The sequence below is a fragment of the Mesorhizobium sp. B2-3-11 genome (assembly GCF_006442215.1).
GTDB classification, from domain to species: domain Bacteria; phylum Pseudomonadota; class Alphaproteobacteria; order Rhizobiales; family Rhizobiaceae; genus Mesorhizobium; species Mesorhizobium salmacidum.
In genome coordinates, this window is record NZ_VFVS01000022.1 from 56,501 (window position 1) to 72,567 (window position 16,067).

11 protein-coding genes and 1 pseudogene are annotated in these 16,067 nt (G+C 62.7%); 3 read left to right on the forward strand and 9 right to left on the reverse strand.

All coding sequences use genetic code 11. From position 1 onward, the window contains the following. Position 1 precedes the first annotated feature (1 nt). Both FJ960_RS25270 and FJ960_RS25275 read right to left on the reverse strand, forming a co-directional pair. Positions 2–1,357, reverse strand: a complete 1,356-nt coding sequence (locus FJ960_RS25270; RefSeq protein WP_140717634.1) for an NAD(P)-dependent oxidoreductase — start codon at positions 1,355–1,357, stop codon at positions 2–4. A gap of 121 nt (positions 1,358–1,478) precedes the next feature. Then, on the reverse strand, positions 1,479–2,204 hold the full coding sequence (locus FJ960_RS25275; RefSeq protein WP_140502344.1) for a gamma-glutamylcyclotransferase: 726 nt from the start codon (positions 2,202–2,204) through the stop codon (positions 1,479–1,481). A gap of 175 nt (positions 2,205–2,379) precedes the next feature. On the opposite strand from FJ960_RS25275, the gene FJ960_RS25280 reads away from it, so the two are divergent. Then, complete coding sequence (locus FJ960_RS25280; RefSeq protein WP_140717636.1) at positions 2,380–3,156, forward strand: VOC family protein; 777 nt, start codon at positions 2,380–2,382, stop codon at positions 3,154–3,156. Positions 3,157–3,201: 45 nt separating this feature from the next. Here FJ960_RS25280 and FJ960_RS25285 read toward each other — a convergent pair whose 3' ends face one another. Beyond that, entirely contained in the window at positions 3,202–3,693 is a 492-nt protein-coding gene (locus FJ960_RS25285) for a hypothetical protein (RefSeq protein WP_181166584.1), read from the reverse strand. A 202-nt stretch (positions 3,694–3,895) separates the two neighbouring features. Between FJ960_RS25285 and FJ960_RS25290 the strand changes: the two genes are divergently transcribed. Then, positions 3,896–4,291: a DoxX family protein gene (locus FJ960_RS25290; RefSeq protein ID WP_027141582.1), complete on the forward strand. Its 396-nt coding sequence runs from the start codon at positions 3,896–3,898 to the stop codon at positions 4,289–4,291. A gap of 20 nt (positions 4,292–4,311) precedes the next feature. Here the strand turns inward: FJ960_RS25290 and FJ960_RS25295 are convergent, their stop codons facing one another. Both FJ960_RS25295 and FJ960_RS25300 read right to left on the reverse strand, forming a co-directional pair. Beyond that, complete coding sequence (locus tag FJ960_RS25295) at positions 4,312–6,753, reverse strand: FAD-dependent oxidoreductase (protein WP_140717640.1); 2,442 nt, start codon at positions 6,751–6,753, stop codon at positions 4,312–4,314. Positions 6,754–6,832: 79 nt separating this feature from the next. Next, positions 6,833–8,371, reverse strand: coding sequence for a trimethylamine methyltransferase family protein (locus FJ960_RS25300; RefSeq protein WP_140502339.1), 1,539 nt, complete (start codon positions 8,369–8,371; stop codon positions 6,833–6,835). A gap of 217 nt (positions 8,372–8,588) precedes the next feature. Between FJ960_RS25300 and FJ960_RS25305 the strand changes: the two genes are divergently transcribed. Continuing rightward, positions 8,589–9,179, forward strand: coding sequence for a transglycosylase SLT domain-containing protein (locus FJ960_RS25305; protein ID WP_140717642.1), 591 nt, complete (start codon positions 8,589–8,591; stop codon positions 9,177–9,179). Positions 9,180–9,772: 593 nt separating this feature from the next. Here the strand turns inward: FJ960_RS25305 and FJ960_RS25310 are convergent. The 4 genes and pseudogenes from FJ960_RS25310 to FJ960_RS25325 all read right to left on the reverse strand — a co-directional run. Continuing rightward, a pseudogene (locus tag FJ960_RS25310) lies at positions 9,773–11,986 on the reverse strand (ABC transporter ATP-binding protein); the annotation flags it as partial. A gap of 48 nt (positions 11,987–12,034) precedes the next feature. Next, positions 12,035–13,192 (reverse strand): ABC transporter permease, encoded by a 1,158-nt coding sequence (locus FJ960_RS25315; protein ID WP_140717646.1) that lies wholly within the window; start codon positions 13,190–13,192, stop codon positions 12,035–12,037. Positions 13,193–13,203: 11 nt separating this feature from the next. After that, positions 13,204–14,238, reverse strand: a complete 1,035-nt coding sequence (locus FJ960_RS25320; protein WP_140717648.1) for an ABC transporter permease — start codon at positions 14,236–14,238, stop codon at positions 13,204–13,206. Between the two features lie 149 nt (positions 14,239–14,387). After that, positions 14,388–16,046 carry an ABC transporter substrate-binding protein gene (locus FJ960_RS25325; protein WP_140502334.1) on the reverse strand — a complete coding sequence of 553 codons (1,659 nt, stop codon included), beginning with the start codon at positions 16,044–16,046 and terminating at the stop codon, positions 14,388–14,390. Positions 16,047–16,067 lie beyond the last annotated feature (21 nt).

The window sequence follows — 16,067 nt, forward strand, 5'->3', positions numbered from 1 at the left end:
CTTATCCCTGGGTCAGGCTCCTGTGGATGCTCTCAGCCGCATCGCGCCCTTGCGCCACGGCCGAGACGGTCAGGTCGTCGCCACCAAAAATGCAGTCGCCGCCGGCCCAGACCTTGGCCAGCGAGGTGCGCCCTTCCTCGTCAACCTTGATACGGCCGGCTTCGAGGTCGATTGACGCCCCGCTGCCGTTGAGTGCGACCGGCACAAAACTCTGGCCGATGGCCTTGAACACCTGGTCGGCAACCAGCGTCAGCGTCTCGCCGGTGCCGGCAAGCTTGTCCCCGATGAGCGCGGTGTATTCGAGTTCGATGGCACTGACCTTGCCACCTTCAGCGATCACCCGCTTCGGCTGCAGCCAATGGCGGATGGTGACGCCGTTGGCGGCGGCCAGGTCCTGCTCGAACTCGGAGGCGTTCATATGCTCCTGGCCGCGCCGGTAGCAGATCGTCACCTCCTCGGCGCCAAGCAGCTTCGACTGCACGGCGGCGTCGATCGCCGTCATGCCGCCGCCGATGACGACGACGCGGCGGCCAACCGGCAAGCCTGAGAGGTCGCTGGCCTGGCGCAGCTCGGCAATGAATTCAACCGCGTTGGTGACGCCGGCGGCATCCTCGCCATCGGCGCGCAGCGCGTTGACGCCGCCAAGCCCCATGCCGAGGAACACCGCATCGTAGTTGCGGATCAGGTCGGAGAACTGGTAGTCGCGGCCAAGCGCCTTGCCGTTCTGGATGTCAATGCCACCGATCGCGGTGACGTAGTCGACCTCGGCCTGGGCGAAGTTGTCGACGCTCTTGTAGGCGGCGATACCATATTCGTTGAGACCGCCGGCCTTCGGGCGCGCCTCCAGGATGGTCACGTCATGGCCGTGGCGGGCGAGCCGGTGCGCCGCGGCAAGGCCGGCCGGGCCGGCACCGACCACGGCGACCGTCTTGCCCGTTGGCTCGGCGCGTGGATAAAACTGCTTGTTCTCGCTCATCGCGACATCGGTGGCGTAGCGCTGCAAACGGCCGATCTGCACCGGCTTGCCTTCCGCCACCTCGCGCACGCAGACCTCCTCGCACAGCGTCTCGGTCGGGCAGACGCGGGCGCACATGCCGCCCAGGATGTTCTGGTCGAAGATGGTCTTGGCCGACCCGATCGGGTTGCCGGTCGAGATCTGGCGGATGAACATCGGAATGTCGATCGAGGTCGGACATGCATTCATGCACGGCGCGTCGTAGCAGAAATAGCAGCGGTCGGATTCGACCAGCGCCTCGTGATGATCGAGCGGCGGGTGCAGGTCGGAAAAATTGTCCGCATATTGGTCGGGCAGGAGCCGGCCGCCGACAATACCTTCTTTGAACTGGCCCTCTGGCATTTTCAGTTCCCCATCTTTTCGTTTTGGGGAAGGCTAGCACGTTTTGTTTTTTTATCAATTGGTCAATTTTTGACGCAAAATATTGAAAAGGCTGGAAGAAAACATGACAACTGTATTCATGTTATGATGACGATGACGCTGGGATAAGGTCGCCACCCCTGCCATTGCCGTGGATCGACCTGATCTCGTCGGCGACCAATCGCTGCAACGTCCAAAGATTGCGGTCGCGGATGCCGAATTCCTCGAGGTGGCTGACCGTGTTGTAAAGATATTCCGCCCCGGAGCCGACATGGCCGCAGGCGCGCGCCAGCACCCGTGCTACTGTCTCCAGCGGCTGCCCGAGCGAAGTGCCTCTGCCCGTCACCCCGACCCAGAAACCCAGCGCCCGCAGATGCCCTTGCGCCGTACGCACCGGGACCCACCTGACCGACGCGACGCTCTCGTGATCGTCGATCTCGCGCCGCAACAGTCTTTCGATCTGAGCAGCCTTCTCCCCTTCCGGTAGACGATAGATCACACCATCGCATCGCCCGCCGCGTTCGAGCGCCATCATCAGTCCTGGCTGCGCGACACTGCCGCGCCAGCGGACCATGTCGATGCAGAAGGAGCGATGCCAGCCATGGGCGGTGGCGCGCTGGCGTTCGACGGACTCGAAAGCCGGCTTCCAGATCAGTGAGCCATAGGCGAACACCCATAGCGGCCCCGCATCGGCTTCATCGGACAGCCGCGCGGAAAGGACCCGGAAATCCTCGTCGCTCAGCTGCGTCCAGCTGCCGCTGGGCCCGGGATCGGCCTCCTCGCGATGGCACAGTGTAACAAGCTCGGCTGTAAGCGACATCTGCCGCATGGATCGAGGCCCCCTTCTCGTGGCCAAGCAAAGGCGAAAATCGCAAGGCGCGCAAGATACCAGGAGGCTGGCCTTGCCGTTCCCGATTTCTAGCCCAGATGTCGGATTTCTGTCGTCGAGATCGTCCTAGGATGGATCGAACGACGATCGGTGCACAACGGTGAGGAGACCGACCATGCCAAAATCCCCGATGCCCTTCTTCTGGTACGAACTGATGACGTCGGGCCTCGACGCCGCGGAGGCTTTCTACACAACCGTGGTCGGCTGGAGGGCCGAGCCCTTCGACAAGGCCCCAGGTATGCCGCGCTATATCGTCATGAATGTCGGCGGGCGTGGCGTCGGCGGCCTGATGACGATGCCGGAGGATGCGGCCAATATGGGTATGCCGCCCGCCTGGCTGGGCTATATCCATGCAAGGGATGTCGATGCCGCTACCGCGTCGCTGGAAAAGGCAGGTGGTGCCGTTCACCGCCAGCCCGACGACATTCCAGGCGTCGGCCGCTTCGCCGTCGTCGCCGATCCGCAAGGCGCGACGTTCATGTTCCTGCAGCCGAACGGCCCCGACCAGCCGGTTGTGCCGGCCAGCACGCCTGGCCATATTGGCTGGCACGAACTTTATACGAGCGATTGGAAGGCCGCCTTCGATTTCTATTCCAGCCAGTTCGGCTGGACCAATGCCGGCGAATTCGACATGGGCCCGATGGGCATCTATCAGACCTTTACCGCCGGCCCTGAATCCGGTGGCGGCATCATGAACAAGCCCGAGCAGATACCGGTGCCGGTCTGGCAATTCTATTTCAATGTCACCGGCATCGACGCGGCCGCCAAACGCGTCACCGACAATGGCGGCAAGATCCTGATGGGACCCATGGAGGTGCCCGGAGGCAGCTGGGTCGTGCAATGCCAGGACCCGCAAGGCGCGCATTTCGCTCTGATGGCGCCGGTGCGGTAGCGAGCGCTTACGCCAACCACTGAAATCACGCCTGCTGGCGTCGGCTCATTCCGGCGCCAGCACCGCGACCTTGAGGGTCTCTTTCTTGGCACCACTGAACTGGACGGTGGCTTGGCCCGCCGCCAGCTTGAAGCGCACGCTCTTGCGGATGCCGGGGCAGGTTTTGACACCGCTATAACCCGCCGATTTCACGGCATGGCCGTCCTGGATCACATCGATCCAGGCCTCGCCCGACAGGCTGATCTGGATGGCCCCCTCCGGCGGAACCGCCACGCTGGCTACGGCGCCGAACGTGCCCTCGGCGGGGGCCCGTTCGGGCGGCACCGCGAAACCGGCCTTCTCGGCCGGCACCAGCGCCAGATCCGCAGCGGCACCCACCGCGAGCGTCGCTCCGGACGGCGCTGAGGGCGCAGCCGCAAACAGCGCCTGTTCGCGCGTCACCGGCCATTTGAAGGCCTCGCAGCCGGCCTCCTCGGCCATGGCGAAGCTGGTCGTACCCATAAGGATTGCGAACAGGCCGATGGTGACTTTTTTCATGGCGAGGGGACCCACATGTTTGGAGTGTCCATAAATCAATACAACCATAGCGATATAATTGCAACCCTAACGGGCGCAATATCAAAGGTCAGGCTGGGGAACATTTCCAATCACCAATTGTTGACGGCAGGCCAAGGGAAGTGAATGGTCCATAGCCGGGCGATAACCTATGGGCGAGCCGAGAAGCCAAATGGAGTTTTGGATGAAGCTTTTCGATGGCCTTGCCAGATACCAGCCGCAGGCGCTTGGCGTTCTGCGCATTATGACGGCGCTGCAGTTCGTCGAGCACGGAAGCCAGAAACTGTTCAATTTCCCCGCAGGCGAGCACGCCGCCGCCGCGTTGAGCGGACTGCCGCTGGCAGCCGGCATCCTCGAATTCCTCGGCGGCATTCTGCTGGCACTGGGCCTTTTCACCCGCCCGGTCGCGTTCCTTCTGGCCGGCGAAATGGCGATCGCCTATTTCGTGGCGCATATGCCGCGCGACTTTTTCCCCGTCAACAACGGCGGCGATTCGGCGATCTCGTTCTGCTTTATCTTTCTCTATCTGGTCTTCGCCGGCGCTGGCGCCTTTGCGCTCGACAACCGCCGCAACGCATGACCCCATGCGGGGGTGCGCTCTCACCCCCGCATCCGTTCGAAATTAGCATCGAACAGCGGCATCGCCTGCATGCGCGCCGCATGCCGCTTGCCCAGCACCTCGATCTCGAAGCCGTCGCTCTCGTCGGCGATCTCCTTCGGCACGTAGCCGACGGCGACCGACTTCTTCGAATGATGGGCGTAGCCGCCCGACGTCACCCAGCCGCGCACCACGCCGCCAAACCAGATCGGCTCGTCGCCGATGACGTCGGCATCCTTGGCATCGACGATGAAGGCGCGTAGCCGCAACTTGCCGCCCTGTTTGCGCTCGGCCAGCGCCGCCGCCTTGCCGATGAAATCGGCGTCCTTGCCGTAGGCGACGAAACGATCGAGTCCGGCTTCCAGCGGCCCGTAGATCGGCCGGTATTCGCGCCCCCATGAACCATAGTTCTTCTCCAGCCGCAGCGCGTTGAGCGCGCGCGAACCGAACAGGCCGATGCCAAATTCCGCTCCCGCCGCCATCAGCGCCTGGTAGGCGGCGCGCTGATATTCCGGCGCCACCCAGATCTCGTAGCCGAGATCCCCGGTGTAGCTGACGCGGCCGACCAGGCACGGCGCCATGCCGATATCCATCTTGCCAATGGCCATGAAGGGAAACACCGCGTTCGATATGTCGGAGCGCGTGGCTTTCGCCAGCACGTCCCTCGCCATGGGACCGGCAATCGACAGGCCGGTGAGCTTTTGCCCCAGAGCTTCGATATGGACCGAGCCATCATCAGGCAGATGCTGCTCGAACCAGCGCATGTGATATTGCTCGGCAATGCCGGAGCCGGCCAGGAACCAGCCCCCTTCTTCCCGATCTTGGGGGCCCAGATTGGCCAGCGTGAAATCGCCGAGCAGCCTGCCGTCTTTCTTCAGCATCGGCGCCAGGGTCATGCGACCGGGCTTCGGCAGCTTGCAAGCGAGCATCCGGTCGAGCCAGGCCGCCGCCCCCTCGCCCGTCACCTTGTATTTGGCAAAGCTCGATATCTCCGACAGGCCGACGCCTGAGCGCACCGCCGCGACTTCGGCGGCGACATGGGTGAAGTCGCTCGAGCGCCGCCATGAGAACTCGTCCTTGACGCCTTCCGGTGCGTACCAGAGCGGCACCTCCAGCCCATAGGCGACGCCCCATTGCGCGCCCTTGGCCGACAACAAATCGTAGACGGGCGTCGTCTTCAGCGGCCGCCCGGCCGGCAATTCCTCATTGGGGAAGCGGATCGAAAAACGCCTGGAGTAATTCTCGCGGACCTTGGCGTTGGTGTAGGCCATGGTCGCCCAGTCGCCGTAGCGCGCCACGTCCATCGCCCAGATATCGGCGCCGGGGTCGCCCTCGATCATCCAGTTGGACAGCGCGAGCCCGACGCCGCCGCCCTGGCTGAAGCCGGCCATCACGCCGCAGGCGACCCAGAAGCCCGGCAGGCCGCGCACCGGCCCGACCAGCGGGTTGCCGTCGGGCGCGAAGGTGAAAGGCCCGTTGATGATCTGCTTGATGCCGGTGTTCTGGAAAGCCGGGAAATGTCGGAACCCGACCTCGAGCGACGGCGCGATGCGGTCGATATCGGGCGCCAGCAACTCATGGCCGAAATTCCACGGCGTCTGATACTCGGACCACGGCTTGTTGGCCTTCTCATAGGTTCCCATCAGCATGCCGCCGCGCTCCTGGCGCAGATAGAGCTCGCCGTCGAAATCGACCGCATGGATGACCTCGGTGCCGGTTTTGGCATTCCAGGCCGCGACCTCCGGCATATCCTCGGTGATCAGGTACATGTGCTCCATCGCCAGCACCGGCAGTTCGAGCCCGACCATGCGGCCGACTTCGCGCGCCCACAGGCCGCCGGCATTGACGACATGCTCGGCCACCACCTCGCCCTTGTTGCTTATGACGCGCCACATCCCGTCGGGACGACGCACGATATCCTCCACCTCGGTGAAACGTTCGATCTCGGCGCCCAGCTTTCGCGCCGCCTTGGCATAGGCATGCGTGACGCCCGAGGGATCGAGATGGCCGTCCTCCTTGTTGCGGACGGCGCCAACGAACTGGCTGGGGTCGAGCAGCGGCATCAGCTCGGCCGCCTCTTTCGGCGAGATTTCCTCCAGCTCGATGCCGAGATAACGGCCTTTGGCGACGACCCCTCGCAGCCAGTCAAGCCGCGCCTCGGTGGCAGCCAGAAGCACGCCGCCGGTCAGGTGGACGCCGGTCGCCTGCCCCGACAGCTCCTCGATCTCCTTGTAGAGGTTGATTGTGTATTTCTGCAGCTTGGCGACGTTGGGGTCGCCATTGATCGTGTGCATGCCGCCGGCCGCGTGCCAGGTCGAGCCGGATGTCAATTCGTCGCGCTCCAGGAGCACGATGTCGGTCCAGCCATGGCGGGCGAGGTGGAACAGCACCGAGCACCCAACGACGCCACCGCCAATGACCACGACTTTTGCATGCGATTTCATGGGTTTTTCTCTGATATCAGTGAGTTGGATGGGAGATATGAATCGGGACAGCAGGAGCCGCGCGCCGGCGCCAAGGAAATCACGGCTCGCCCTGCCCGATCGCTTCCTTGCGCTTGGCCACATAGGCCTCGAGCTCTTCACGTACGGCAATATCCATTGTCGGCTCGACATAATCCGCCAGCGCCTTCTTCCACAGCCGCGTCGCGCGCGCGGTTGCGTCGAGGCCGCCGGCTTCCTGCCAGGCTTCGAAATTCTGCCAGTTGGAGAGCATTGGCTGGTAGAAGGCGGTCGCATAGCGCTCCAGTGTGTGCGGCTCGCCGAAGAAATGGCCGCCGGTCGGCACCGCGCCCAGCGCCTCGACGGCAAGCTCGGCTTCGTCGACCACGATCGGGCGCAAAAACTCCATCATGTGCTGGATCATCTCGACGTCGATGATGAATTTCTCGAACGACGCCGTCAGCCCGCCTTCCTGCCAACCGGCGGCGTGGTAGACGAGATTGCCATGGCCAAGCACCGCGCCCCACAGCGCCATCAGCGTCTCATAGGCGCCTTGCGCATCGGCGGCGTTGGAAGCCGAGCCGGGCGTCGTCCGGTATGGCAGGCCGTAGCGCCGCGCCAATTGACCCGAGGCAATGTTGGCCTTGGTGTTTTCAGGCGTGCCGAAAGCCGGCGCGCCGGACTTCATATCGACATTGGACGTGAAGGCGCCGTACATCACAGGCGCGCCGGGACGCACGAGTTGCGTCAACACAACACCGAACAGCGCCTCCGCATTCTGCTGCGCCAAGGCGCCGGCCAGCGTCACCGGGCTCATCGCCCCCATCAGCGTGAACGGTGTCACCGCCACCGACTGGCCGTACTCCGCCATGGTCATCAGCCCCTCGGCCATCATCTCGTCGAAGCGGCGCGGCGAGTTGACCGAGATGATGGTGGCGATGCCGGGATCATCCCGCATCTGATCCAGCGTCAGCCCGCGCGAAATCGCCATCATCTCGATGCCGTCCAGAGCCCTGCCCCGACCGATCGCCGAGACATGGAAGCTCTTGTCAGTCAGCGTCAGATTGGTGAGGTAGGTGTCGAGATGGCGTGAGTTGGCCGGCAGTTCGACCGGCGCGCAGACCTGGTTACCAAGCATGTGGATACAGTTGAAATGCTGCGCCAGCCGGGTGAGATCGGCATAGTCGCGCAGATTGCCGGCACGGCGGCCGCGCTCCATGTCGTGCACATTGGGAGGACCGGCCACAAGCGTGAAATTGATGGTGCTGCCACCGAGATGGATTGACTTGGCCGGGTTGCGTGGGGTCAGCGTATAGGTAGATCGCGTCGTCTTCAGCGCCTCGTCGACCATGCCGCGATCGACGCGCACATTGGCCGAGGCGAGATCGACCTTGGCGCCGGCTTTCTCGAACAGCGACAGCGCACGCGGGCTCATCACCTCGATGCCGAAATTCTCCAATATATGCATCGACGCCTGATGGATCGCCTCGATCTGGTCTGGTGACAGCAACGCCATCGGCGGATACGGATTCGTCACCCGTCTGGGCGGCAGTTGCGCGATGGGCGCTGGCCCCCTGTTGCTGGTACGCTCGGCGCCGCGTTTGCGTCTTGGTTCGGTCATGCCGGCATCAAAGCTTCGGCAGCGCGGCCGGTCTGTCAGAAATACGCCGTTTGCCGGCGTGATTTTAGCCAAGGCGGCATATCTGCAATGCCTGTCTTAGAAAAGACGACAATTGGCGTCGGAATACCGATATCGCGTTTTCTCACCTGCTCATGCCGACCATGCGTTAACGGCGGCAGCAAGATTCCCTTTATGATTTCGGCTTATTGCTCATCCAATGCGTAGGTCGAGTTTTAGTAAAATTGTAGCGGTGTGCGCGCTGCTGGCACTTTCGGCTTGCGCCACCGCGCCCAGCCACATCAACAATGTCTGCGCCGTCTTCGACCAGAATGACGGCTGGTTCGACAATTGGCAGTCGGCCGCCGAACGCGCCTCCCAGAAATACGGCGTGCCGGTGCCGGTGCTGATGGCCACCGTGCGCAAGGAATCCGGCTTCAAGAGCAACGCCCGGCCGCCGCGCACCAAGCTGCTTGGCTTCATTCCGTGGAAACATGTCTCCTCGGCCACTGGCTTCTCGCAGGCGCTGGACGGAACCTGGTCGCAATATCAGAGCGAGACCGGCAACTGGGCGGCGCGGCGGACGAAATTCGCCGACGCCGTCGACTTCGTCGGCTGGTACCATTCCAAGACATCAGACGCATACGGCGTCGCGCGCAGCGACACCTACAACCTCTATCTCGCCTACTATCTCGGCTGGACCGCCTATGGCCGAGGCAATCGTGGCGATGCCGGCGTCCAGGGCTATGCAAGGGCCACCGACAAGATGGCCCGCGACTATGCACAGCAACTGAGCCAGTGCGGCAACTAAAGGGTTGCCGCAACGGTCGTGGCCTTTCAGCGCGGCTTCTTGCCGAACACCTTGATGTATTCAGCCTCGCCGCCTTTGGCTAGCGCCTTTGCCTGCCTGACCCAGTCCTCGCGCTCGATACGGCCGTGGAATCTCAGATGATCGTCAACCCACTCGCTCTCTGCCTTCTTCCATGCGGCGACCTGAGCGTAGGTGAAGATGCCGAGGCCATTGAGGATGCCCTCCGTCTTCAGGCCGACGCCGGAGATCAGCTTGAGGTCATCGGGTTTGGCAGGCCTGGCTATGCCGGACGGGCGATTCTTGTCGACATTTGCGCCGGCCAGACGGGCTGGCTCCGCAGTCGCGCTCGCCTTTGTCGCACTTTGGCTTGATTTGGTCTGCCTCACCGCAGGCTCACCAATTGGTGCCACGCGTGCGTTCTCCGCCTGGCGGCCGTCTCCAAGCGTCCTTGGGGTGAACGGCGCGGAGGTGGCGTTGGCGGGCTTCGGAGAGGCATCGCCGGTCTCGGAGACCTCGTCCCGAACTTCGTGGCGGCGAGCCCGCGAAACGGCTTCGGCCTCCTCGGCGGCCTCCCCCACGGCGTCGGCTTCCGCACTGGCCGTCTTGCCATGTGGTCGGTTGGGCGGCGTACCGGCAAAGCCCGGACCGTCGCCATGCGGCGCATCGTCCGGCACGCCCTCATGGGCGGCGTGTTCCTTGTCGAACTTGATCACCGGCTCCATGGTCTTGAGCACGTCGTCGGAAAGCCAGCACAGGCTCATATGGCCGTCGCCGAGATTCTTGACCGGCGGCACCTTGGTCTCGCACAAATTGTCGGGAACCAACTTCTTGTAGCCGCAGCGTGTCTGGAACGGACAGCCGGACGGCGGGTTCATCGCCGAGGGTATGTCGCCCTCCAGCACGATGTGCTTCTTGACCACGCTGGTATCGGCAATTGGGATCGCCGACAGCAGCGCCTCGGTATAGGGATGATAGGGCGGTGCGAAGATCTGGTCGGTCGTGCCCTGCTCGACGATATAGCCGAGATACATGACGACGACGCGGTCCGCGATGTAGCGCACGACGGACAGATCGTGGCTGATGAACAGCATTGTCGTCTTGTTCTTGCGCTGGATGTCCATCAGCAGTTCGGTCACCGCCGCCTGCACCGAAACGTCGAGCGCCGAAACCGGCTCGTCGGCCACAACTACCTTGGCGTCGCCGGCAAAGGCGCGTGCCACGCCGATACGCTGCTTCTGGCCGCCGGAAAGCTGGCGCGGCTTGCGCGTCTCGAAGGCGCGCGGCAGTTTCACCAGGTCGAGCAGTTCCAGCATGCGCTTGCGCCGGTCGGCGACGGTCTTGCCGACATTGAATTTTTCCAGCGTGCGGATGATCTGCGATCCGACCGAATGGCTGGGGTTGAGTGTGTCGAACGGATTCTGGAACACCATCTGGATCGACGACACAGTGTCGACGCTGCGCTTCTCGATGCCGGTCGATTGGATTTCCTTGTTGCCCAGTGTCACGCTGCCGGAACTGGCCGTCTCAAGCCCGAGCAGCACCTTGGCCAGCGTCGACTTCCCGCAGCCGGATTCGCCGACGATGGCGACCGTCTCGGATTCGCGCGCCATGAACGAGATCGTCTCGTTGGCCTTGACGACGCGGCCTTCGCTCGAGCCGAACACCTCGCTGCCGCCGACCTTATAATATTTCCGGAGGTCCTCGATCTTGAGCACCGGCGCGCCGGGCACGACACGTTCATTGATCTTCTTGGCGCCGGGCGGCAGCGCGTCCCAGTCGATCTCGTTGAAGCGTACGCAACGCGAGAAATGGCCTTCGTGACCCGCGACCTCGATCATCGGGATCTCGGCGGCGTTGCAGACGCCCTCGACGAAATGGTGGCAGCGCGGGCCGAAATTGCAGCCTTTCGGCCGCTCGTGCGGTAGCGGCAATTGGCCGGGAATCGCAATCAGCGGCCGCGAGTTCTTGTCGGCGCCCGGCAGCGGGATCGAACGGAACAGCCCTTGCGTATAGGGGTGGCGCATCCGGTCGAAGACGTCCTTGATCTTGCCCGTCTCCACCGCCTCGCCCGAATACATCACCGTGATGCGGTCGCAGGTTTCCAGGATCAGGCCGAGATTGTGCGAGACGAAGATCATCGAGGTGCCGAACTTCTCGCCCAACCCCTTCACCAGGTCGACGATGCCCGCTTCCACGGTCACGTCGAGCGCGGTGGTCGGCTCGTCGAGCAGAAGCAGCGCCGGCTTCGACAGCAGCGCCATGGCAATGACGATGCGCTGCTGCTGGCCGCCGGAAAGCTGGTGCGGATAGGAGCGCATCATGCGCTCGGGATCGGGAAGCTTAACCGAGCGCACCATTTCGAGCGCCCTGGAGTAGGCCTCTTCCTTCGACACCTTATCGTGGATCAACGGCACTTCCATCAGCTGCTGGCCGATCTTCATCGCCGGATTGAGGCTGGCCATCGGCTCCTGGTAGATCATGGCGATCTTGTTGCCGCGGATGGCGCGCAGTTCCTCGTCGGAGAGCTCGCCCATGTCCTTGCCCTGGAACTTGATCTTGCCGCCGACGATCTTTCCGATGTTGGACAGGTCGCGCATGATGCCGAGCGATACGGTCGACTTGCCGCAGCCGGATTCACCGACGATGCCCATCGCCTCGCCCGGCATGACCGTGCAGGAAAAATCCATCACCGCCGGTATCTCGCCCTTGCGGGTGAAGAAGGAGATCGACAGGTTCTCGATCTCGATGATCGGCCCATTGGTCGGCCCATTGGTCGGCTTGGCGGGATTTCGAACTGCCTCGTTCATGGGTCGCTCCAATCCAAATTTTACCAGACGCGGGTCAAGGCCCGTCAATCAGTCTTTCATCGATTGCTCGCGCAGCGAATCGGCCAACAGGTTGAGCCCCAGCACGAACGACATCAGCGCGATCGTCGGCGGCAGCGCCGGATGGATGAAGGAGCGCAGCAATCGGCTGGCGTCCTTGATCGCGGTGCCCCAGTCCGGGCTCTCGGGCGCAAGCCCCAGGCCGAAATAGCCCAGCGTGCCGAGCAGGATCGTGGTGTAGCCGATGCGCAGGCAGGCATCGACGATCAGCGGTCCGCGCGCATTGGGCAGGATTTCCCACAGCATGATATACCACGGCGATTCACCGCGCGTCTGCGCCGCCGCCACATAGTCGCGCGTCTTGATGTCCATCACAAGGCCGCGCACGATGCGGAACACGCCGGGGCTGGAGGCGAACACCACAGCCACGAAAATGTTGAGCTGGTTGGGATCGATGTGAACGATGTGCAGCGGATCCCTGTCGAAGACCAGGCCGAGGTAGATCCAGCCGCCTATGATCAGCGTCAGGCCAAGCAGGATATAGATCCGGTCGGGCCGGTTCTTGTAGCGGGTCCAGAACAGCACGCTGAAGAAGATGATCGGGAACAGGAAGAAGACACCGGCCAGCGCATAGGGGATCGGCGTGTCCATGATGCCCGGCGTCACCAGCAGGTAGAACAGCAGGATCACCGGGAAAGCCAGCACCAGGTTGGCCAGGAACGACAGGATGGAATCGATCTTGCCGCCGTAATAACCGGCCGGCAGGCCGAGCGTGATGCCAACCATGAGCGCGAAGCCGGTCGCTGCGGGTGCGATGATCAGCACGATCTGGCTGCCATAGACCATGCGCGAGAACACATCGCGCGCCAGCTTGTCGCCGCCGAACAGGTAGACAAGGCCCGACTGCGGTTCGATGGCGCCGGGCAGCGTGTCCTTCATGATCGGGACCTGGCCGAGCGGATCGAAAGGCGAGATGGTCGAGGCGAAGATCGCCGTGAACAGCCAGAACAGGCAGATGAAGACGCCCGCTATGCCGACGCCGCTGTCGAACAGCTGGCCATAGAGCGCCAGCTTCTTCTTGTAGAGAAAGCTCGCGCCCATGACGATGAAAAGCGCGGCCCAGACCGGCCAGAAGCGCCAGAACACTTCGAGGATGACGGTGGAGGCGCCGATATATTGAGCTTGCATGCGCCTTCTCCCTACTGAACGCGGATGCGTGGATTGAGGAACGCGTAGCCGACGTCGGAAATGAGCTGCGTGATCAAGACGATGAACACCGAGACCAGTGAACAGCCGAGCAGAAGATCGATGTCGTTGTTACCCGCGGCCTCGACCAGCGTGTAGCCGAAGCCCTGGTAGCGGAACATCACCTCTACAATGACGACGCCGGTGAGCAGCCATGGAAACTGCAGCATGATGACGGTGAACGGCGCGATCAACGCGTTGCGCAGCGCGTGCTTGACCACGACACCTTTGAAGGAAAGCCCCTTCAGGCGTGCCGTGCGGATATATTGCTGCGTCATCACCTCGACCATCGAGGCGCGCGTCATGCGCGCGATGTAGCCGATGCCGTAGATCGCCAAAGTGATGACCGGCAGCGTGAAATTGTAGAAGGTGATACCCTGGCTTGCCGAGGCGGCAGAACCGTTCAGCCAGCCGAGCCATGAGGCGAAGACGACGGTGAAGATGACGCCCGACACATATTCAGGTGTCGCCGTCGAGGCGATCGACGCGACCGACAGCACGCGGTCGGTGCGCGAGCCCTCGCGCATGCCGGCAAGAATGCCGATCAGCAGCGAGACCGGCACCATCACCGCCAGCACACAGAACATCAGGATGCCGGTGGCGCCGAGCGCCGGGAACAGCTTGGCCCCAACCGTGGTCTTGAACTTGGTCGAGCAGCCGAAATCGCCCTCGATGACACCGGAGAATGTCGGCACCGTCGGGTCGTTGCAGAAAGAGAAGCGCTGTGTCGTCTTCCCTGTCGCCGGATCCGTGATCGGCTGCTTGGGCACGACGCCGAGCCACTGGCCATAGCGAGCGAAGAAGTTCTGGCGGTAGCCGTGATTGACCAGCCAGCTTTCGAGCTGCTCGGCCGATGTGTGCATTTCGGTCTGGCTGATCGCCAGCTTCTTCAGATTGGGTTCGAGATTGACGAGGAAGAAAACGACCAGCGTCAGGCACAGCATCGTGAGCAGTATAGTGCCGATGCGTCTGATGATGAATGAGAACATTGTACCCCCTGCCGGCCGGGTTGGGGTCAGATATGGTCAACCCTGTTTCGAAAACCTTGCGACGTCACGCCGCCGCTGCATCCGGTGCAACGGCGACGATCCCGCGAATTCGAGGGGCCAGTCGCCCCTCGTATTCGTCAAGCTGTGGGTCACGCCTGATCGAGCCAAACCTTGCCGAAGTCGTGCTCGTAGGTGGGGTGCATCGAGTGGTTCTTCACCTCGGGCTTGATGTTGATGTAGAGCTTGCGCCAGTAAGGCTGGATGATGATGCCGGACTCCTGCAGCATCGTCTCGATGTCCTTCATCACGACCTTGCGCTTCTCCGCATCGGCGATGCCGAGGGCCTCGTTGACCTTCTTGTCGAAGTCCGGATTGGCATAAGCGGTCTCGTTCCAGGCTTCGCCGGAGCGGTAGGCGATGGCGATGACCTGGATGCCAAGCGGACGCATGTTCCAGTTGGTTTCCGAGAACGGGTATTTCGTCCAGTCGTTCCAGAAGGTCGAGCTCGGCAGCACGGTGCGCTTCACCTTGATGCCGGCCTCGCGCAGCTGGGCCGCGATCGCGTCGGTGGTGTTCTTGTGGTAGTCCTCGTCATTGCTGATCAGCTCGTGCTCGAAATCGATCACGCCGGCTTCCGTCAGCATCTGCTTGGCCTTGGCCATGTCGCGCTTGATCTTCGGCAGTTCGACATATTCCGGATGGATCGGCGCGACATGGTGGTTTTCGGCCGGCGTGCCGGCATTGCCATAGCCGAGCTGCAGCACGACCGAATTATCGACGGCGAGGCACATCGCCTGGCGCACCTTCTGGTCGCCATAGGGCTTGGCATTGATGTTGAAGCGAGAGACCACGGTGGCCGCGGTCACGACTTCCGAAGCCGGCGCACCGACACCTTCGATGATCTTGACGTAATCGGCCGTGGTTTCGTGGTTGGTCTGCACTTCGCCCGATTCGAAGGCCGAGACCGTCGCGGCCGGATCGGTGCCGTAGTCGATGAACTCGACGCCATCGAGGAAGGCTTCGCCCTGCCACCACTTGCCGGTCGTGCGGCGCTTGTAGACCACCTTCTGGCCGACATCATAGGAGACGAGCTCGAACGGACCGGTGCCGATCGGGCAGTTCTTGAAGTTGGCGCCCTTCTCGTCGAAGGTCTTGTGGACGACGAGGCCGGGATAGTCGCACAGGTTCGGGATGATGGCGATGTCGGGCTTCGACAGCTTCAACTTGACGGTCATGTCGTCGACCTTGGCGATCGCCCCTTCGCGCAACTTCTTGGTCGTCTCATCGACGAGACTGCCAAGGCGTCCCGGCATCGAGTTGCCTTCCGCTGATTTGTCGGCCCAGCGGGTGAAATTGTAGATCACGTCATCGGCAGTGAACTTGTCGCCATTGTTCCATTCGACGCCAGGCCGCACATGCAGCGTGTATTCGGTGGCGTCGTCATTGATGTCCCAGCTTGCCAGCAGATATGGCGCGAAGGTGTACTCTTTGGTGTATTTCACCAGCGGCTCGAGCGCCTGGCGCTCGGCGTTGGAAATCTCGGACCAGTCTGCTGTACGCGGATCCTTGGGATCCTTGACGGACATGGCCACCTTCAGCACGCCGCCCTTCTTGCCCTGGACGTCCTCGGCCTTGGCCGGGGTCGGAGCGGCAAGGCCGAGCAGCCCGTAGGCCATGGCCGTCGAGGCGCCGAAGACGCTGGCGAGCGCGAGGAATTCGCGGCGGTCGACCTTGCCCGACTTGGCTTCTTCGGCCATCGCCAGGATGTGATCCGGAACGCTGTCGCCATTGCTCTTATAGATTGTCATGATTAACTCCCATTGTTGGCT